The organism is Streptomyces sp. KL2, from assembly GCF_046529545.1.
Classification (GTDB): Bacteria; Actinomycetota; Actinomycetes; order Streptomycetales; family Streptomycetaceae; genus Streptomyces; species Streptomyces radiopugnans.
The window spans coordinates 2,548,010-2,565,411 of record NZ_CP127170.1 but is presented as its reverse complement, the minus strand read 5'-3'; the positions used below and the strand labels follow the sequence as shown (position 1 = coordinate 2,565,411).

The window sequence follows — 17,402 nt, the reverse complement described above, 5'->3', positions numbered from 1 at the left end:
GCGACAGCGGATGGCCGATCCGACCGGCCGTGAGGCCGTCGCCGCCGTCTGGCGGATCGAGTCCGCACGGATCGTCGGCGCGCTCGCGCGGTACACCGGCGACTTCGCGCTGGCCGAGGACTGCGCCCAGGAGGCGCTGGCCGAGGCGCTGGTGAACTGGCCGCGCGAGGGCGCGCCCCGCGACCCGGCGGGGTGGCTGCTGACCGTCGGCCGGCGCCGCGCGATCGACGCGTTCCGCCGGCGCTCCGCCCTCGGCGAGAGGTACGCCGCCCTCGCCCACGGCCTGGGCGAGGGCGGCATCGTCTCGGGAGGCGCCTCGGGGGGTGCGCCCCCCGATCCGGTCAGGGAGGCCGAGGACGTGCTGTGGGACCCGGACCGCATCGACGACGACGTGCTCGCGCTGATGTTCCTCTCCTGCCATCCCGTGCTGTCGAGGGAGGCGCGGGTGGCGCTCACCCTGCGGGTGGTCGGCGGTCTGACGAGCGACGAGATCGCCAGGGCGTTCCTCGTGCCGACCGCCACCGTGCAGGCCCGGATCACCCGGGCGAAGAAGACCCTGAAGGCGGCCCGCGTCCCGTTCGGGACTCCGGCGGCCGGCGAACGGGCCGAACGGCTCGGCTCGGTCCTCAGCGTCGTCTACCTGATCTTCACCGAGGGCTCCTCGGCCAGCTCGGGGAAGGACCTGATCCGGTTCGACCTCGCGGGCGAGGCACAGCGCCTGGCCCGGGTGCTCAGCCGGCTGATGCCGGACGAGGGCGAGGTCCACGGCCTGCTGGCGCTGCTGGAGCTGACCGCGGCGCGCTTCCCCGCCCGTACCGGGCCGGACGGCGAGCCGGTGCTGCTGGAGCACCAGGACCGCCGCCACTGGGACCGCGCCGCGGTCCGCCGGGGGCGGGCCGCCCTGGCCCGCGCCGAGCGGACCGGCCGGGGGCTGGGCGCCTACGGCCTGCAGGCGGCGATCGCCGAGTGCCATGCCGCCGCCCCCTCGGTCGAGGAGACCGACTGGGAACGGATCGTGCTCCTCTACGAGGCGCTCGGCCGGCTCGCGCCCTCACCGGTGGTCGACCTCAACCGGGCGGTGGCGGTCTGCATGGCGCAGGGGCCGGCGGCGGCCCTGACCGTCGTGGACGGGCTGGCCGGTGCCAAGGAGCTGTCCGGCTCCCATCTGCTGCCGAACGTCCGCGGGGAACTCCTCGCCCGCCTGGGGCGCACCGACGAGGCGCGCGCCGAACTGGAGCGCGCGGTGCGGCTGTGCGGCAACGAACGCGAGCGGACGGTGCTGGAGCGCAAGCTCGCCGACCTCGGCTGACCGCGCGCCCGGTGTGCCCGGCCGACCGGCCCCACCGGGCGGCCGGGCACCGGGTCACGCGCGGGCGGCGTGCGCGACGAAGCCGGCCCGGGCGGCGGGCGGTGGTGGAGCCGTTCCCGCGTCACCTCGCCGCCGCCGACGCGGGTGCGCAGGGCGCAGGGCGGCTCGTGGGCCACGCCACCCGAACCCGCCCCTGTGCGCCCCGCCGGGTGGTCGAGGGGACCGGCCCGGCGCGGGCCGGTGGGCGGAGGGTCAGCGGGTGGGGGCTTCGGCCGAGAGGTCGCGCAGGGTGCGGTAGGCGGTGCGGATGAAGGTGCCGCGCAGGGTGGGGGAACTGTTGGTCACCGCCGCCAGGCCGGTGCGGGCGGCCGGGCAGAAGCCGGCGAAGGACGTGAAGCCGCGGGTGCCGCCGGAGTGGAACAGCAGCTCGAAGGCGCCGCCGTCGCGGGCGGTGTGGGTGCGCGCCTTCCAGGCCAGGCACATCCGGTCGCCGCCGGGCGCGGTCGCCCGCGGGCGGGTGACGTCGTGGAGGGCGGTGCGCAGGGCCTCTCCGGCCTCCGGCGGCGGGGAGAGCAGGACCTCCAGGTAGCGCCGGAGGTCGCGGGCGCTGGAGCGCAGCGCACCCGCGCCCGGCAGGCCCGGGATGCGCCAGGGCGGGCGGGGGCGGCCGTGCCAGTGGCCGGTGGCCTGGGGCAGCCCGGGGTCGCAGGTGCTGTCCGCCAGCCCCAGCGGCGTGAGGACCCGGGTGGCGAGCACCTCGCCGTACGGGGCGCCGGCCGCGTCCGACAGCAGCCTGCCCAGCAGCCCGACCCCGAAGTTGGAGTAGCGCACCCGCTCCCCGGGCGGTCGGCGCACCCGGGTCTGGGAGAGGGCGTGCAGCAGGTGTTCGGGGGTGAAGTCCTCGTAGGGGTTGGTGTAGAAGCGGGGCACGGCCCTCAGCAGCAGCCCCGGCGGCAGCACGGGCAGCCCGGCGGTGTGCGAGGCCAGATGGGCGAGGGTGATCCGGTCGCCGTACCCCTCGGGCACGGCGGCCGCGGGGAGGCGGCCGGCGATCGGGTCGTCGTGGCCCGCCTCGCCACGCGCCACCGCCTCGGCCAGCAGCAGGGCGGTGAACGTCTTGGTCACCGAGCCGAGTTCGAAGCGGGTGGCGGCGGACGCGCCCCGGCACAGCAGCCTGGACTCACCCGCCCGTACCGCCACGACCGCCACCGCGGGGCCGGGCGCGGCGGCGGCGACCGTCTCCAGGGGGAGGGAGAGGGCGGACTCGGGCCGTGCGGTGGGGGTGGTGCTGTCGGTGCCGGCTTCGGTCTCCGGTCCGGTGCCGGCTTCGGTGCCGGCTTCGGTCTCCGGTCCGGTACCGGCTTCGGTGCCGAGGCCGGCACCGGTCTCGGAGCCGGGGTCCCGTTCGGGACCCGGGCGGGGGGCCGTGGCGGAGCTCACCGGGCTCACCGCTCCGCGGCGCGGGAGAGCGCCAGGGTGCCGGCGACGGCCGCGACGACGGTGGGGTGGTGGTGGTCCCGGAAGCGCTGGGCGGCGTCCCCCTCGACCTCCTTGCCGTCCCGCGGCATCAGCCCGTCCTCGTGCTGCACCGAGGCCAGCTCCTCCCACAGGACGGGGTCGGCGTAGGGCTCGCGCAGGCAGCTTCCGACGATCAGCAGCTCGGTGACGAGGTCCCACTCCTGGACCTCACGCCACACGTCCAGCCACACCGGCAGCCACAGCTGGAGGTACTCCTCCAGGTGCGGCGGCAGGTCGCCGGGGCGGGCCCCCCAGTCGGTGATGTGGAAGACGGTGTGCGTCACGCAGTACGCCGTCATCCAGTCGATCACCCACGGCTCGGGGGTGTTGCCGAGCCAGGTGGCGTCGGTGAGCCGCTTCCAGTCGGTCTCGCGCGCCAGGCCCGTCAGGCGTGCGGCGTTGGCGACGGCGAGGCGGCGGTTGGGCACCTGCTCGACGGCGTCCATCGTGACCAGGCCGCCGAGGTGGTCCAGCAGCGCCTCCAGACGCCGGTGGCGGTAGCCGGCGCGGACGAAGTGCGCGTACAGCTCCAGCGGGTCGACCATCATCATGTAGCGCAACTGGCGCTCGTAGAGCATGTCGCCGCCGCGCAGCTCCCACCAGGCGAAGTCGAGCAGCTCGCGGGCGGTGCGCTCCTCCTGAGCGGAGGCCAGTCCCTCGCGCAGGACCAGGGAGGCGGCCAGGGCCGTCTCGCCCAGCGGCTTGTAGATGCTGTCGGGATCGGCCATGTCCGAGGTGGTGCCCGGCGGCAGGGTGCCCAGCTCGCAGTGGCGGCGCAGCCAGCCGAGTGCGCGGGTGGCCACCCGGTGCGCCGACCGCCCCACGGGGACGGGGGCCGCGGCGGTCGTACGGGGTGTGCTCATGCGGTCGGCCCTCCCGGCCTCTGCGGCTGCGAACGGTCCAGCAGGCCGCGGGCGACGGCGGTGTCCAGCGCGGTGCGCCCGCCGCCCCCGCAGTGCAGTTCGAGGTGCCGCACCACGGCGGCCGTGTCGAGGTCCGGGCGCGCGCCGCGGTGCAGTGCGCAGGCGAGCCAGCGCGCCAGCCGGGCCGCGGTCGGGTAGTCGCGGCGCAGCATCGCGCGGGCCGTGCCCCGGCTCAGATCGCGCAGTCGGCTCAGGGCGGTCTCGTGGACGGGGCCGTCGACGTCCGGCAGGGCGAGCGGGGAGAGCTGCGCCATGCTCAGGGACAGGTCGCGCCAGGAGAGACCGGGGGAGCCCGGGGAATCGGTGCCGCCCGGGGGTGCCGGTTCGCGTACCCCCAGGGTGTCCTCGGGGGTGTCGGTGAGGGTGCTGTCGGGGGAGCCACCGCCGTACCGCGCGAGGAGCCGCACGGTCGTCCAGTCGCGCCACGCGGCCTCGGGCGCGGCGTCCGGAGCGGGCGGAAAGATTCGGAGGGACTCGGCCACCGCCCGGGCGTCGCCGGGCCCGAAGGGCACTCCGGCCAGCAGCGCGGGGGCGAACACGTCGGGTCCCAGGACCCGTACGGCCGCCAGCGCGACCTTGGGGTCGGGGGCCTCGTCCACCTGGGAGGCCACCACCGCCGGATCCACCGCCGGATCCCCGGTGCCCCGCAGGGCACCGAGGACGCGGTCGGCCAGACCCTCCACCGCCGCGGCGTAGTCCGTGCGCGATGGGGTGTCCGGATTCGGCATCAGTGACCTACCTCTCTGGTTCGGTATGTCATGTTATGCCGGTTCTGTTCGTTTCTGTCGCATCATGCCGCTTCCTGTCGCATCCCGCTGTGGAGAGCGGTCGCGTCACTTCTCCCGCGGCTCCCTGGGGGAGAGCAGGAGCGCGAGCAGCAGCAGGCCGATCGCCTCCGGCGCCCACACGGGCGCGTCGCTGACCGGGGCCTCGCGCGTCGTCATCAGGTCGGCGACCATGTCGCGCTCGGCCGGAGCGGCGGGGGCAAGGGTGGTTCCCGTGGTGTGGGTGAGCATCTGGGTCCTCCTCGGTGGGATGCCAGGTGGGTGTCACCGCCCGGTGTGGGCGGCCTCACAGACGACGTTACGAACACACCGATGGATGTGCATATGCGCTTTTAGTCGGTCTTGCGGTTTCCCGCGTTCCGTGCATGGGGCGAGGAGGGGGCGGCTGGCCTCGGAAGACGAGGCGGGACGCGTCGGCGACCTCGGCCGCGATGACCCGGAAGACCGGTCGCGCATTCACTCGTACGGGGGAGTTGGGTGAGGTGCGGTGAGGCATGCGGCCCGCGTCCGGCGCCCGGTCCGGGCGCCCCCTCGCGCCCGCGCACCGGACGGGCGCGGACAGGAGTCCGGGCAGGAGCGCGGACCGGCGCGAATTCACCGGATGTCCGGCGGATCGTCACGGAGGAGACCTGTCGTCGGCATCCGGGCTTTTCCGGACGTACGACCCCCGTTTCCCGCCCTGCGGGCCGGCGGGCGGTGGACCGGGGAGGGGACGCAAGGGTTTTCCCCGTATCGGGGCCGGTCGGGGCGTTCCTATGGTCGGCGGCACCGGGGTTCCGGGCGGAGCCGACGTCATACCCCACACCGCCCGGAACCTCGGCGCGACCCCCGCACCAGGCACCCCCACTGCCCGGCCTGTCCGGGCAGCTTCGAGAGGACCCCCCCGTGAAGGCCCCAAGGCGAAGACTGATATCCGTGCTGGCGGCGACCGCCACCCTCGTGACCGGAGCCGCCACCGCGTCCGTCGCCACCGCGGCGCCCCAGGCCGGCGAGACCGCCCCCAGGGCCGGCGAGCAGCGGACCGGACTCCCCGAGGCGCCCGCGGACGGCGTCATCGTCGCCTACCGCAACCGCACCGGGACCAAGGCGGCCAACGCCTCCCCGAGCGCGGCCGAGTCCGACTCCGCGGCCAGGGCCGAGGCCACCGCCAAGGGGAAGAAGACCGGGCAGAAGCTGAAGTTCGAGCGCCGCCTGGCCACGGGCGCGGCCCTGTACGAGGTGGAGGGCAAGACCTCCCGGGCCGAGATCGACGAGGTCGTCGAGGCCTTCGAGAGCGACCCGGACGTCGCCTACGCCGAGCCCAACACGCGTATGTACGCGATGGCGGCCCCCAACGACCCGCAGTACAGCAGCCAGTGGGACCTCTTCGAGTCCACCGCCGGCATGCGCGTGCCCGGCGCCTGGGACCGCTCCACGGGCCAGGGCACGGTCGTAGCCGTCCTGGACACCGGCTACATCGCGCACTCCGACCTCGCCGCCAACATCGTCTCCGGCTACGACTTCGTCTCCGACGCCACCAACGCGCGGGACGGCAACGGCCGCGACAGCAACCCCGCCGACGAGGGCGACTGGTTCAACGCCGGTGAGTGCGGGGCCAGTTACGACAGCCCCTCCTCCTGGCACGGCACCCACGTCGCGGGCACCGTCGCCGCGGCGGCGAACAACGGCAAGGGCATCGCGGGCGTCGCGTACAACGCGAAGATCCAGCCCGTCCGCGTGCTCGCCAAGTGCGGCGGCACCACCGCCGACATCGCCGACGCCATCACCTGGGCCTCCGGCGGCACCGTCCACGGCGTCCCGGCCAACCCCACCCCGGCCCACGTCATCAACATGAGCCTGGGCGGCGGCGGCACCTGCTCCAGCACCTACCAGAACGCGATCAACGGCGCCGTCGGCCGCGGCACCACGGTCGTCGTCGCGGCGGGCAACAGCAACGCCAACGCCGCCAACTTCACCCCCGCGAGCTGCAACAACGTCGTCACCGTCGCCGCCGGCGACCGCGAGGGCAACCGGGCCTCCTACTCCAACTACGGCTCGGTCGTCGACATCGCCGCCCCCGGTGGTGAGACCGCGATCCGGACCAACGGCATCCTCTCCACGGTGGACTCCGGCTCCACCCGGCCCGCCGGTGAGACCTACGCCTACTACCAGGGCACCAGCATGGCCGCCCCGCACATCGCCGGCCTGGCCGCGCTGATGAAGTCGGCCGACTCCTCGCTGAGCCCGGCCCGGATCGAGCAGCTGATCAAGTCCAAGGCCCGCACCCTGCCCGGCACGTGCAGCGGCGGCTGCGGCGCCGGCCTGGCCGACGCGGCCGCGACCGTCGCGGCCGTCGGCGGCGACAGCGGTGGCGGCGGCGAGCAGCCCCCGGCTGGCGACACCTACACCAACGGCACCAACGTCGCCATCCCGGACAGCAACACCACCGGCGTCACCTCCCCGATCGCGGTGAGCGGCCGCAGCGGCAACGCGCCGGCCGACCTGCAGGTCGCCGTCGACATCAAGCACACCTACCGCGGCGACCTGGTCGTCGAACTGGTCGCCCCCGACGGCCGCTACGCCACCCTCAAGCAGTCCTCCGCCTCCGACAGCGCCGACAACGTGATCGCCACGTACACCGTCGACGCCTCCTCGGCGCTCGCCAACGGCACCTGGAGGCTGCGGGTCAAGGACGTCTACTCCGGGGACACCGGCTACATCGACTCCTGGAGCCTGACCTTCTGAGCGAACCGAACGTGACCGGACGGGCCGGGACCACCCGGCCCGGACGGCCGCCGGACCGGGGCCCGTCCTCCTGACGGGGCGGGCTCCCGGGGGCCCCCGCCCCCCACCGGGGACCCCCACCGGTCCGGACCCCCACCGGTCCGGACCGGCCGGAGAACCAGGGCCTGCCGGCGCTGCACCCGACGGCAGGCCCTGACGGCTTCCGGCGCGGAATCCCCCGCGCCCACCGAGACCTCCACCGGGAAGCCCGCCCGGACCTCCGTCGAGACCCCCGCCGAGACCTCCGTCGAAATTCCGTCGAACGTCCACGCCGAAGACCATCGACCGGTAGCCCATGTCCTCCGTATCCTCGCGGAGCACGGGCATGAACACGACCGGAGGCGGTTTATGGGGCTGGAGCGGGAGACCCCCCGTCCGGCGCTGGTCGGGCGCGGCGATCTGCTGGACCACCTGGAGAAGACGCTGCGCGACCACGGCAGGGCCGCCCTCGCCGGCCCGCCGGGCATCGGCAAGACGGCCCTGGTCGCCGCCGTGGTCAGACCGGAGGAACGCCGGGCACGGGGGGAGACCGTCCTGTGGCTGGCCCCGGAGGAGGAGGACCGGGGCATCCCCGGCGCCGGCGCGGCCGGACTGCTGGACGACGTGCCCGAGACCGCCGTACGGGAGCTGCCCCGGCCGCAGCGCACCGCCGTCGCCGTGGCCCGCCGCGAGACGGAGGCGCCCGCCGCCGGACAGGACCGCGTCGCCCTGCGGCTGGCCGTGGCCCAGGTACTGCGCCTCCTGGCCGCCGAGGGGCCCGTGCTGCTCGTGGTGGACAACGCCCAGTGGCTGGACCCCGACAGCTCCGCCCTGCTCCGCTTCGCCCTGCACAAGGCGCCGCCGGCCGTACGGGCCCTGGTGGCCGAACGGCAGCACACCAGCCCGCTGCACGCGGAGAACCTCTTCGGCCACATCGGTCCCCGCGTCGTCCCCGTACCGCCGCTCGGCGCCGACCACGTCGCCGCGCTGCTGGCCGACCACGAACTCCCCGCCCGCCTGGCCGGCCGCATCCACCGGGCCAGCGGCGGCAACCCCAGGCTCGCCCTGGCCATCGGCCGCTCCCTGGCGGGCGCCCGCACCTTCGTCCACCACGCCGACGAACTGCCGCTGGGCGGCGAGGCGCGGGCCGCCGCCCGCCACATGCTGGCCGAGGTGCCCGCCGGGGCGCACCCCACCCTGCTGCTCGCCGCGCTGGCCACCGGGCCGACCACGACCGTGCTGCGCAGGGCGGGACGAGCCTCGGCCGAGGCGGACCTCGCGGCCGCCGAACGGGCGGGACTGGTCACCGTCGGCCAGAACGGCGCGGTCGCCTTCACCGCCGGAGTGGTACCCGCGACCCTGGCGGCCGAGGCGGACTGGGCCGAGCGGGCCGACTGCCACACCGCCCTGGCCCGGGCCGTGGGCGACCCCGTACAGGCCGTACGCCACCGGGCACTGGCCGCCGACCCCCGCGGCGCCGGCGCGGAACTGGCCGCGGAACTCGACCGGGCCGTGGAATCCTGCCGCCGCCGCGGGGACCACGCCCTGGCCGCCGAACTCGGCCTGCTCGCCGCCGAACGCACCCCCGCCGGACGCCCCGAGGAGGAGGTGACGCGGCTGCTGGGGGCCGCCGCCGACGCGGCCCGCGCCGCCCGGCCCGACCTGTCCAAACGGGCCGCGGACGCCATCCTCGCCCGCGACGTCCCGCCCGCCGCCCGGCTGAGGGCCCGGCTCGCCATCCTGGACACCGCCTTCCAGGGCCTCACCGACCTGGACGAGACCTTCTCCCACGCCCTGGCCGACGCCGGCGACGACCCGTCGATGCGCGCGGCCGTGCTGGTCCGGCTGGTGTGGAAGCAGCAACTGGCCGACGGCGACAGCGCCGCGGCACGCGCCACCGCCGAGGAGGCGTACCGCCTGGCCCTGGCCGCCGGCGACCGGGAGACCGCCGTACTGGCGGCCACGGCCCGCGCCCGCACCAGCCGCGCCCTGGGGGAGCCCGAGGCCGCGGCGCACACCGAGGAGGCGCTCACCGTGTGGCGGGAGGGGCTCCCGCCCGCGCTGCGCAACGGGCCGCGGCTGCTCGCCCTGCGCCACGCCCTGTTCGACGACCGGCTCACCGAGGCGCGCGAGGGACTGCTCGCCCTGCTGCCCGAGCTCGAACGGCTCGGGAGCACCGAGGACCTGGTGGCGGCGCTGCGCTCCCTGGCCGAGGCCGAGGCCCGCCAGGGGCAGTGCGCCGCGGCACTCGCCCACGCCCGGCGCGCGGTGTCCATCGCGCTGGAGGCCGGGTTCTCCCCGGGCCCCCTGTGGTACAGCGCGGCACTGGCCGAGACCGCGGGCGGCAGCTTCCGGCGGGCCGCGGACTACGCCCGCCGCAGCCTGCGCGCCTCCCTGGAGGAGGGCGACCAGGTCTTCCTGCACTGCTCCCTGTACGCGCTCGGGCGCGTACAGCTGGCCATGGGCGAGACGGCCCTGGCCCTGGAGACGCTCGGCCGAATCCGCGACCTGCCGATCACCGCCCTGACCACCGACCCGTCCGTCCTGCGCTGGCACGAGGAACTGGCCGAGGCGTACGTGGCCGGCGGGGAGCCGGAGAAGGCCGCCGCCCTGCTGGCGGACACCGTCCCGGTGGCGCGGCGACTGGGGCGCACCACCGTGCTGACGGCGCTGGACCGGGTCCGCGGCCAGTACCTGGCGGCCACCGGCGACCCGGACGCGGGGGCGGAGCTGCTGCGGGAGACCGCCGACCGCTTCACCGGGCACGGGCTGCCCATCGAGGCGGGACGCACCCTGCTGGCGCTGGCGCGCATCGAGCGCCGCCGCAGGCGCCGGGCGTCGGCGCAGGCCGTACTGCGCGAGGCGGCCGGGGTGTTCGACCGTGTCGGGGCCCGGCCCTGGGCGCGACTGGCCGGCGGCGCCCCGCCGCGCGACGGGACAGACCCGTTCCCCGGCGGGTCCGCCGAGCCAGCCGAGCGGCTCACCGAGGCGGAGCGGCGGCTCGCCCTGCTCGTCGGGCAGGGGGCGAGCAACCAGGAGGCGGCGGCCAGGCTCTTCCTCAGCGTCAAGACCGTCGAGGCCCGGCTGACTCGCATCTACCGCAAGCTCGGCGTCCGCGGCCGGGCGCAGCTCGCCGTGGCGGTGCGCGACGAGTGACCCGCCCGGACCGGCCCGGCCGGCCCGACCCGATTCGACCGGCCCGGACCGCCTGACCCGGCCCGTACGAGCCGGTCTCCAGCGGTGCTGAAGCCGGGCGCGGCAGCGTGGTGGCGATCGCGCCGCCGGCCTTCGGCGGCGCAGGCCGTCATCGAAGGGAGTCGCCGTGTCTCAGGCGGTCCAGGCAACCAGGAGCAAGGTCACCGGGGACCTCTACGCGGAGGTGCAGACGTTCTACGCGCGGCAGATGCGCCGCGTCGACGCCCTGGACATCGAGGGTTTCGCGGACACCTTCACCGACGACGGAGTGGTGGTGCACGCCAACGGCGAGCGGGCGCAGGGCCGGGAGCGGATGATCGCGGGGATGCGGGCGAACCTGCCGCGCTACCGGGACATCGCCGTCCGGCACTGGTTCGACCACCTGCTGATCGAGACCGACCCCGCGGACGAGGACACCCTGCGGGTGTCGTACTACACGCTCGTCACCCAGACCGACCGCGAGGGGAAGGTCTCCTTCCAGCCGACCTTCACCGTCGACGACGTGCTGGTGCGGCGCGACGGCGAACTGCTCACGCGGTCGCGGGTCATCCACCGCGACACCCCCGTGGAGCTCCCCGCCCCCTGATGACGCGCCTCCCGCGGCGCGGCGCTCCGCGCCGGGCCGCGCGCGGCACCACGGCGGTGGCCCCCGGTGGGATCCGGGGGGCCACCGCCGTGGTGCCGCGTGTACCGCCTGTGCGTCGCTCCGTTCCGAGGTGCCGAAGGGCCCGTCAGTCGATGCCCCGCCAGATGTGCGGCTCGGATGCGTCCTCCTCCTCTCCGGCCAGCAGGGGAACGGGGATGTCCCGGAAGTCGTGTTCCAGGGGCTCACGCTCCGGCGCATCGGTGATCATCGTCATCTCCTCCCCGCCGGATCCGGCACGCCGCCTCAGGCGTGGCAGTCCGGCAGTCCTCCGTGGTACGCGACCATCTCCCCGAAGGGACCGGCCACGTCCATCCGCGCCCCCGGCGGCAGCCCCTCCAGCTCCGCGCGGGCCCGGTGCAGGTTTCCGACCAGGCGCTCGGGGTCGAGCAGGCCGGCGAAGCCGCCCAGGTCCGCGCGGCGCGCCGCCTCCAGCGGCGGGAGTCCGTCGCGTACGGACTCCCGTGCGATCCGCAGCAGCCACCGCAGATACGCCTCGGTGGCGTCCAGCAGCTCCGGGCCGCCCACCGGCCCGTGACCGGGGACCACGACGCGCGGGGCGAGGGCCCGCATCCGCTCCAGCGCCCGCAGCGAACCGGTCACGGAGCCCATCAGCACGAACGGCGTCACCCCCGACCAGACCAGGTCGCCGGTGAACAGCACACCGCGCTCGGGCACCCACGCCACCGTGTCGTCGGCGGTGTGCGCGGGGCCCAGATGCAGCAGCTCCACGCGCAGACCCCCGGCGCGGAGGGTGAGCCCGTCGCGGAAGGTCAGGGTCGGCAGGGTCAGCGGGATCTCGCCCCACTCCACGTCCGGCCACAGTCCGCACAGCCCCAGCCCCGCCTCGGCGCTGTCGGCGCGGGTGCCCTCGTGCGCGACGACCACCGCCCGCGGCGTGAACTGGCTGTTGCCGAAGGTGTGGTCGCCGTGGAAGTGGGTGTTGACGACGATGCCCGGCCCGTCCGGGACGACCCGCTCCACCTCCCGGCGCAGCAGCCGGGCGCGGGCCTCGGTGGCCGCGGTGTCGATCAGGACGGGCGGGCCCTCGCCGCCGGGCCGGCCCGTCACCAGGCCCGCGTTGTTCAGGCACCAGCCGCCCGGCGGCTGGACGAAGGCGTGGACGCCGTCGGCGACCTCCTCCAGGAAGGGCGCGCCGGCGGCCGGGACGCCGGCGGCCGGGGAGGCGGCGGGGTCGAGGGTGCCGGCGCCGAGGGCGCCGGTGCCGGTGGACAGGGTCATGCGGTCTCCCGTGCGGTCGTGGGCCGGCGGACGTCTCAGGCGAGCGCCGCGTACCGGCCGTGGTGGAACAGCAGCGGACGGCGGTCCGGTGTCGAGCGGTGCAGGGCGACGACCCGGCCCAGGAACACCACGTGGTCGCCGCCCGCGTGCTCCGCGTACAGCCGGCACTCGAAGAAGGCGGCGGCGGAGGGCAGCACCGCGTTCCCGGTGGCGCCCTCCACGGCGTCCAGCAGCCGCATGGCGGACTCCCCCGACGGGCGGTCGGAGCGGGCGAACAGGGCCGACAGGTCCCGCTGGGTCTCGTCCAGCACGTTCACCGCGAAGCTCCCGGCCTCCGAGACCCGCCGGACCATCCGGCTGTCCGACTTGAGGCAGACCAGCAGGAGCAGGGGGTCGAGGGACACGGAGGTCAGGCTGTTGACGGTGACGACGGACGCCCCGGCGCCGCTTCCCCGGGAGAGCAGCGCCACCCCGGTCGGGAAGCACCCCATGGCCGACCGGAAGGCCGCGATGTCCGACTCGGGGGTCAGTGTGGTGCTGTCAGGCCTCATGGTTGCGGCTCCAAGGTCTCGGTGCGCCGACCGGGTCAGTAGTTGCCGAGGCCGCCACAGACGTTGAGCGCCTGGGCGGTGATGGACGCGGCGGTGTCGGAGACCAGGTAGCCGACCATGCCGGCGACCTCCTCCGGGGTGGAGTAGCGGCCCAGCGGGATCTTCGCCTCGAACTTCTCCAGCACCTCCTCCTCCGTCACACCCCAGTGGCCCGCGTAGCCCTGGCGCACCCGCTGGGCCATGGGGGTCTCGACGTACCCGGGGCAGACGGCGTTCACGGTGATGCCGCTCTTGGCCAGTTCCTTGCCGACGGCCTTGGTGAAGCCGATGACCCCGTGCTTGGAGGCGGAGTACGGCGCGGCGAGCTCGACGCCCTGCTTGCCGCCGGTGGAGGCGATGTTGACGATCCGTCCCCAGCCTCCCTCCCGCATCCGGCCGTTCGCCAGCACCTCGCGGGTGACGCGGAAGGTGCCGTTGAGGTTGGTGTCGACCACATCCAGCCAGAGGGCGTCGGACATCTCGGCCGTGACCCCGCCGCCGCCCCGGCCGGCGTTGTTGACCAGGACGTCCACGCGCCCGTACTCGCGCACCGCCGCGGCCACGGCGTCGCGCACCTGCTCGGTCGAGGAGACGTCGCACACCGCGCCCGAGACCTCCGCGCCCTCCGCGCGGAGCCGTTTGACCATGGCCTTCACGCTCTCCTCGGAGCGCGCCACGCCGAACACCGCCATGCCCTGCCGGGCCAGCAGCTCGGTCACGGCGAGGCCGATACCGCTGGTGGCGCCGGTGACGAAGGCGACCCGCCGTCCTGCATCTGTCATCGTGCTCTCCCGTTCTCCGTGAGGTGGCCTGGGTGACGACGACCGTGACCCCTGCGCCTTGCGCGGATCTCGATTCCCCCTCGAACCGCCCGGCGTGGCCCGGACGCGCGCCGCACGTTTCTTCGAGCCGGGCTCGACACCCCGTCGAGCCCGGACCGCGACGGTGGTGCGCGTCCGATGTGCGCAAGACACGCAGCGAGGAGGCCCCACATGGCCGATCAGCCCGAGCAGTCAGTCCCGGACGTACGGAAGTCGGTGACGGTGGCGGCCACGCCCGAGCACTGCTTCAAGGTCTTCACCGAGCGGCCCGAGGACTGGTGGCCGCCCACGCACGTCCTGCTGAAGAACGAGCGCGTCGGACTCGCCTTCGAGCCGGGCGAGGGCGGGCGCTACTACGAGTGGGACGCGGAGGGCAACGAGATCGACTGGGGGCGCGTCCTCACCTGGGAGCCTCCCCGCGGCCTCTCGATGACCTGGCGGATCGACGGCCGCTGGCAGTCCATCCCCGACGACGAGCGCGCCAGCGAGATCGAGGTGACGATCACCCCCGTCGACGCGACCACGACCAGGGTCGAACTGGCCCATGTGAAGCTGCACAAGCACGGTCCGGACGCCCAGGCGATCCACCGCGCGCTGGACGGCCCCAGCCCGGGCGAGACGCTCGAGCTGTTCGCGAAGGCCGTCCAGCGGTGACCGCCGGGACGGGGACCCGCCCCGCCGCCGGTGTGGCGGCGGGAGCGGAGGAACTGCGCGAACTCGCGGCCGGGCACGCGGCCGCGGCCGACAGCAGCGGCGCCCTCGCCCCCGAGGTCGTCGGCGCGGTGCGCTCGCACGGGTTCGCCCGGCACTTCGTACCCGCCGCGTGGGGCGGTGCCGAGGGGACGTTCGGCGAGCTGACCGGAGCCGTCCTCACGATCGCCCGGGGCTGCCCGGCCACCGCCTGGATCGCCTCGCTCACCGCCCACTCGGCGCGGTTCGCGGCCCACCTCCCGCAGGAGGGCCGGCGCGAGCTCTGGGGCGGCGGACCCGACACCGTCGTCGCCGCCGGCCTGCCCCCGGCGGGCCGGGCCGTCCCCGCGGACGGCGGATGGCGGCTGAGCGGAAGCTGGGGCTACGTCAGCGGCGTCGAGCACGCCGACTGGGTCCTGCTGTGCGCGATGGCGCCCGCCGCCGGAGGGCCCGCGGCCGGGGGGCCCGCCGGGGGCCCGCCCGCGATGCGCTTCTTCGCGGTGCGCAGGCAGGCGTGCACCGTCCACCCCACCTGGGACAGCATCGGTATGCGCGCCACCGGCAGCCACACCGTGGTGGTCGAGGACGTCCTGGTGCCCGAGCACCTGTCCTTCGACCGCATGGAGGTGCTCTCCGGGCGCAACGCGCACTCCGCCGGGGCCGTCCACAACGTCCCGCTGCCGGCCGCCGCGGGGCTGGCCTTCGCCGCTCCGGCGGCGGGCGCCGCGGCCGGGGCGCTCGACGCCTTCGCCGCCACGCTGACGGGGCGGCGGCGCACGCAGACGGCCGAGACGAAGCTGGTCCGCGCCTCCGGCCGGATCGACGCCGCCCGGCTCCTGATCGAGCGGAACGCCGCCACAGCCGACGGCGGCGTGTTCACCCGGGAACTCCTGGCCCACAGCGAGCGGAACGCCGCCACCGCCGCCGAACTCCTCACCGAGGCCGTGGACCTGCTGGTCCACGGGGCCGGGACCGGCGGCCTGGCGCCGGCGCAGCCCCTCCAGCGCTTCTGGCGGGACGTCACCGTGGCGGCCAGCCATGTGGCGCTGCAGTACGACACCTCGGCACGCGGCAGCTACGCGACGGCGCTGCTCGGCCCGGCGCAGGGGTAGCGGCGGGCGTCCGCCGGTACGGCCGGAGGGGGCCGGGGTCCGAACGGACCCCGGCCCCCTCCGTGTTCCGCTCCGGCGGTCGCCTGCTGTCCCCCTGCTGTGCCCGGCCGTTGCGCGCGGCCGTTGCGCGCGGCCGTTGCGTACGACCGGTTCCGCGCCGCCCGGCCCGGAGGGACGGACGGCGCGGTGGATCAGGCCGGCTGCCGCGACCTGCCCCGGTACTCCTTCAGATCGAAACCGGGACGCGCCGCCTCCCCGGGGGAGAGGCCGGGGCCGCCCTCCGCCGCCAGGAGCCGGCGGACGATCATGTGGTCCGCGGACCGGCCGACCGACTCGGCGCCCAGCAGCCGCTCCCCGCGGAAGCACAGCACCGAGAAGCGGCCACCGGAGGGGTCCCCCACGGTCACCGTGCGGTCGTGCCCGTCGGTGATGCCCGCGATCTGCAGCCTGGTCGCGTACTGCTCCGTCCAGAACCACGGGACGGCCTCGTACGGCGCCGGATCCCCGCAGATCGCCGCGGCGGCGCAGCGGGCCTGGTCGGAGGCGTTCTGCACCGACTCCAGACGCAACTGCCGGCCGTAGCGCGCGCTGGGGAAGCGGGCGCAGTCCCCGATCGCGTGGACCGCCGGGTCGCTGGTGCGCAGCCACCGGTCGACGAGGATGCCGTCGCCGACCTCCAGACCGGCGGCGGCGGCGAGCTCGGCGCCGGGCCGCACCCCTACGCCGAACACCACCAGATCGGCCTGTACACGCTCCCCGCCGTCCAGTTCCGCCACCCTCACACGCCCGGACGCGTCGCCCCGCAGGGCCGTCACCTCGCGGCGCAGGAGGACCCGGACGCCCTGCCGCAGATGCTCCGCGCGCAGGTGCTCCGACATGCCGGGGCTCACGGCGCGGGCCATCAGCCGCGGCCCCACCTCCACCACCGTGGCCTCCAGCCCCATCCCCCGTGCGGTCGCGGCCAGTTCGAGGCCGACGAAGCCGCCGCCGACGACCAGCAGGTGCCCGCCCCCGCGCAGGGCCGCGCGCAGGGCCTCCCGCAGGGCGTCGGCGTCGGCCAGACCGCGCAGGGTCATGACCCCGTCCAGGTCCGCGCCGGGCACGGGGAGCCGCCGGGGGCGGGCGCCGGTGGCCAGGACGAGCCGGTCGTAGGACAGCCGTGTGCCCGAGTCCAGTACGACGGACCGCTCCTCGGGGTCGATCCGTGCGGCCCGGTCGCCGAGCACCAGATCGATCCCCTGGTCCGCGTAGGAGGAGGCGGGCAGCAGTTCCAGGTCCCCGGCGCCCACCGTGCCGCCGAGGTAGCCCTTGGACAGGGGCGGGCGCCGGTAGGGGAGTGCCTCCTCCTCCCCCACCAGGGTGATGCGGCCGGAGAAGCCGCGGCCGCGCAGGGCCGCGGCCGCGTCCGCACCGGCCTGTCCCGCCCCGACGATGACGACGGACGACACCGGGGGTGCCGGGGGCGCCGGAGACCCCGCCATCAGGACTGGGCCTCCGGCAGGTGCACCACCAGGCCGTCGATCTCGTCGGTGACGGGCAGCTGGCAGCTCAGCCGGCTGTTGGGGCGGCGGGGGCACGCCGTCCCGTACAGCACGTCGTCCTCGGACTCGTGCATCGGCGGCAGCGGCAGGGTGTTGGCCTCGTCGACGTAGATGTGGCAGGTGCCGCACTGGGCCGAACCGCCGCACTGGGCCTCGATGCCGTCGATGTTGTTGATCTTCGCCCCGCGCATCACCGTGTTCGGGGACGGGACGTCGACCACGGTGTCGGTGCCGTTGGGGTGCTTGTAGGTGATCTTGGCCATGGATCTCTCCTCGGGCTCTTCGGACTCG

General features: G+C 75.5%; 16 protein-coding genes. 6 read left to right on the top strand and 10 right to left on the bottom strand.

The window, feature by feature from the left end:
• The first annotated feature begins 10 nt into the window (after window positions 1-10).
• On the top strand, window positions 11-1,309 hold the full coding sequence (locus QPK52_RS11555; protein WP_410537378.1) for an RNA polymerase sigma factor: 1,299 nt from the start codon (window positions 11-13) through the stop codon (window positions 1,307-1,309).
• A 252-nt stretch (window positions 1,310-1,561) separates the two neighbouring features.
• On the opposite strand, the gene QPK52_RS11550 is transcribed toward QPK52_RS11555, so the two are convergent.
• The 4 genes from QPK52_RS11550 to QPK52_RS11535 form a co-directional block, all read right to left on the bottom strand.
• Window positions 1,562-2,749, bottom strand: a complete 1,188-nt coding sequence (locus QPK52_RS11550; protein WP_410537377.1) for a serine hydrolase domain-containing protein — start codon at window positions 2,747-2,749, stop codon at window positions 1,562-1,564.
• A gap of 5 nt (window positions 2,750-2,754) precedes the next feature.
• Complete coding sequence (locus tag QPK52_RS11545) at window positions 2,755-3,690, bottom strand: DUF6895 family protein (protein WP_093657559.1); 936 nt, start codon at window positions 3,688-3,690, stop codon at window positions 2,755-2,757.
• Entirely contained in the window at window positions 3,687-4,478 is a 792-nt protein-coding gene (locus tag QPK52_RS11540) for a hypothetical protein (protein WP_410537376.1), read from the bottom strand. The genes QPK52_RS11545 and QPK52_RS11540 overlap by 4 nt, the downstream gene beginning before the upstream one ends.
• Before the next feature lie 105 nt (window positions 4,479-4,583).
• The gene (locus QPK52_RS11535) at window positions 4,584-4,766 is read right to left on the bottom strand and encodes a hypothetical protein (RefSeq protein ID WP_093657563.1); all 183 of its coding nucleotides are present in this window, start codon (window positions 4,764-4,766) and stop codon (window positions 4,584-4,586) included.
• 654 nt (window positions 4,767-5,420) lie between these two features.
• Here QPK52_RS11535 and QPK52_RS11530 point away from each other — a divergent pair.
• From QPK52_RS11530 to QPK52_RS11520, 3 genes are all read left to right on the top strand, one after another.
• A complete protein-coding gene (locus QPK52_RS11530; protein WP_410537375.1) occupies window positions 5,421-7,259 on the top strand; it encodes a S8 family serine peptidase in 1,839 nt (612 codons plus the stop codon).
• 387 nt (window positions 7,260-7,646) lie between these two features.
• The gene (locus tag QPK52_RS11525; RefSeq protein ID WP_410537374.1) at window positions 7,647-10,433 is read left to right on the top strand and encodes an AAA family ATPase; all 2,787 of its coding nucleotides are present in this window, start codon (window positions 7,647-7,649) and stop codon (window positions 10,431-10,433) included.
• 166 nt (window positions 10,434-10,599) lie between these two features.
• The gene (locus QPK52_RS11520) at window positions 10,600-11,058 is read left to right on the top strand and encodes a nuclear transport factor 2 family protein (RefSeq protein ID WP_410537372.1); all 459 of its coding nucleotides are present in this window, start codon (window positions 10,600-10,602) and stop codon (window positions 11,056-11,058) included.
• Between the two features lie 145 nt (window positions 11,059-11,203).
• On the opposite strand, the gene QPK52_RS11515 is transcribed toward QPK52_RS11520, so the two are convergent.
• From QPK52_RS11515 to QPK52_RS11500, 4 genes are read right to left on the bottom strand one after another with little or no spacing between them, the layout of a single operon-like run.
• On the bottom strand, window positions 11,204-11,326 hold the full coding sequence (locus tag QPK52_RS11515; protein WP_410537370.1) for a hypothetical protein: 123 nt from the start codon (window positions 11,324-11,326) through the stop codon (window positions 11,204-11,206).
• Between the two features lie 35 nt (window positions 11,327-11,361).
• Window positions 11,362-12,357, bottom strand: a complete 996-nt coding sequence (locus tag QPK52_RS11510) for an MBL fold metallo-hydrolase (RefSeq protein WP_410537369.1) — start codon at window positions 12,355-12,357, stop codon at window positions 11,362-11,364.
• Window positions 12,358-12,392: 35 nt separating this feature from the next.
• A complete protein-coding gene (locus tag QPK52_RS11505; protein WP_410537367.1) occupies window positions 12,393-12,908 on the bottom strand; it encodes a flavin reductase family protein in 516 nt (171 codons plus the stop codon).
• 35 nt (window positions 12,909-12,943) lie between these two features.
• On the bottom strand, window positions 12,944-13,729 hold the full coding sequence (locus QPK52_RS11500) for an SDR family NAD(P)-dependent oxidoreductase (RefSeq protein WP_410537365.1): 786 nt from the start codon (window positions 13,727-13,729) through the stop codon (window positions 12,944-12,946).
• 210 nt (window positions 13,730-13,939) lie between these two features.
• Here QPK52_RS11500 and QPK52_RS11495 point away from each other — a divergent pair, with 210 nt between their 5' ends.
• Both QPK52_RS11495 and QPK52_RS11490 read left to right on the top strand, forming a co-directional pair.
• Window positions 13,940-14,422, top strand: coding sequence for an SRPBCC family protein (locus tag QPK52_RS11495; RefSeq protein WP_410537364.1), 483 nt, complete (start codon window positions 13,940-13,942; stop codon window positions 14,420-14,422).
• Window positions 14,419-15,570 (top strand): acyl-CoA dehydrogenase family protein, encoded by a 1,152-nt coding sequence (locus QPK52_RS11490; RefSeq protein WP_410537363.1) that lies wholly within the window; start codon window positions 14,419-14,421, stop codon window positions 15,568-15,570. Before QPK52_RS11495 ends, QPK52_RS11490 begins: the two co-directional genes overlap by 4 nt.
• 191 nt (window positions 15,571-15,761) lie before the next feature.
• Here the strand turns inward: QPK52_RS11490 and QPK52_RS11485 are convergent, their stop codons facing one another.
• Both QPK52_RS11485 and QPK52_RS11480 read right to left on the bottom strand, forming a co-directional pair.
• Window positions 15,762-17,051, bottom strand: a complete 1,290-nt coding sequence (locus QPK52_RS11485; RefSeq protein ID WP_410537362.1) for an NAD(P)/FAD-dependent oxidoreductase — start codon at window positions 17,049-17,051, stop codon at window positions 15,762-15,764.
• On the bottom strand, window positions 17,051-17,374 hold the full coding sequence (locus QPK52_RS11480) for a 2Fe-2S iron-sulfur cluster-binding protein (protein ID WP_410537361.1): 324 nt from the start codon (window positions 17,372-17,374) through the stop codon (window positions 17,051-17,053). The genes QPK52_RS11485 and QPK52_RS11480 overlap by 1 nt, the downstream gene beginning before the upstream one ends.
• Window positions 17,375-17,402: the final 28 nt, after the last annotated feature.

Coding starts and splice junctions, on each gene's coding strand:
- QPK52_RS11480 (WP_410537361.1), bottom strand. CDS start 17,374: ATGGCCAAGATCACCTACAAGCACCCCAACGGCACCGACACCGTGGTC.
- QPK52_RS11540 (WP_410537376.1), bottom strand. CDS start 4,478: ATGCCGAATCCGGACACCCCATCGCGCACGGACTACGCCGCGGCGGTG.
- QPK52_RS11555 (WP_410537378.1), top strand. CDS start 11: ATGGCCGATCCGACCGGCCGTGAGGCCGTCGCCGCCGTCTGGCGGATC.
- QPK52_RS11545 (WP_093657559.1), bottom strand. CDS start 3,690: ATGAGCACACCCCGTACGACCGCCGCGGCCCCCGTCCCCGTGGGGCGG.
- QPK52_RS11535 (WP_093657563.1), bottom strand. CDS start 4,766: ATGCTCACCCACACCACGGGAACCACCCTTGCCCCCGCCGCTCCGGCC.
- QPK52_RS11515 (WP_410537370.1), bottom strand. CDS start 11,326: ATGATCACCGATGCGCCGGAGCGTGAGCCCCTGGAACACGACTTCCGG.
- QPK52_RS11525 (WP_410537374.1), top strand. CDS start 7,647: ATGGGGCTGGAGCGGGAGACCCCCCGTCCGGCGCTGGTCGGGCGCGGC.
- QPK52_RS11505 (WP_410537367.1), bottom strand. CDS start 12,908: ATGAGGCCTGACAGCACCACACTGACCCCCGAGTCGGACATCGCGGCC.
- QPK52_RS11500 (WP_410537365.1), bottom strand. CDS start 13,729: ATGACAGATGCAGGACGGCGGGTCGCCTTCGTCACCGGCGCCACCAGC.
- QPK52_RS11510 (WP_410537369.1), bottom strand. CDS start 12,357: ATGACCCTGTCCACCGGCACCGGCGCCCTCGGCGCCGGCACCCTCGAC.
- QPK52_RS11495 (WP_410537364.1), top strand. CDS start 13,940: ATGGCCGATCAGCCCGAGCAGTCAGTCCCGGACGTACGGAAGTCGGTG.
- QPK52_RS11485 (WP_410537362.1), bottom strand. CDS start 17,051: ATGGCGGGGTCTCCGGCGCCCCCGGCACCCCCGGTGTCGTCCGTCGTC.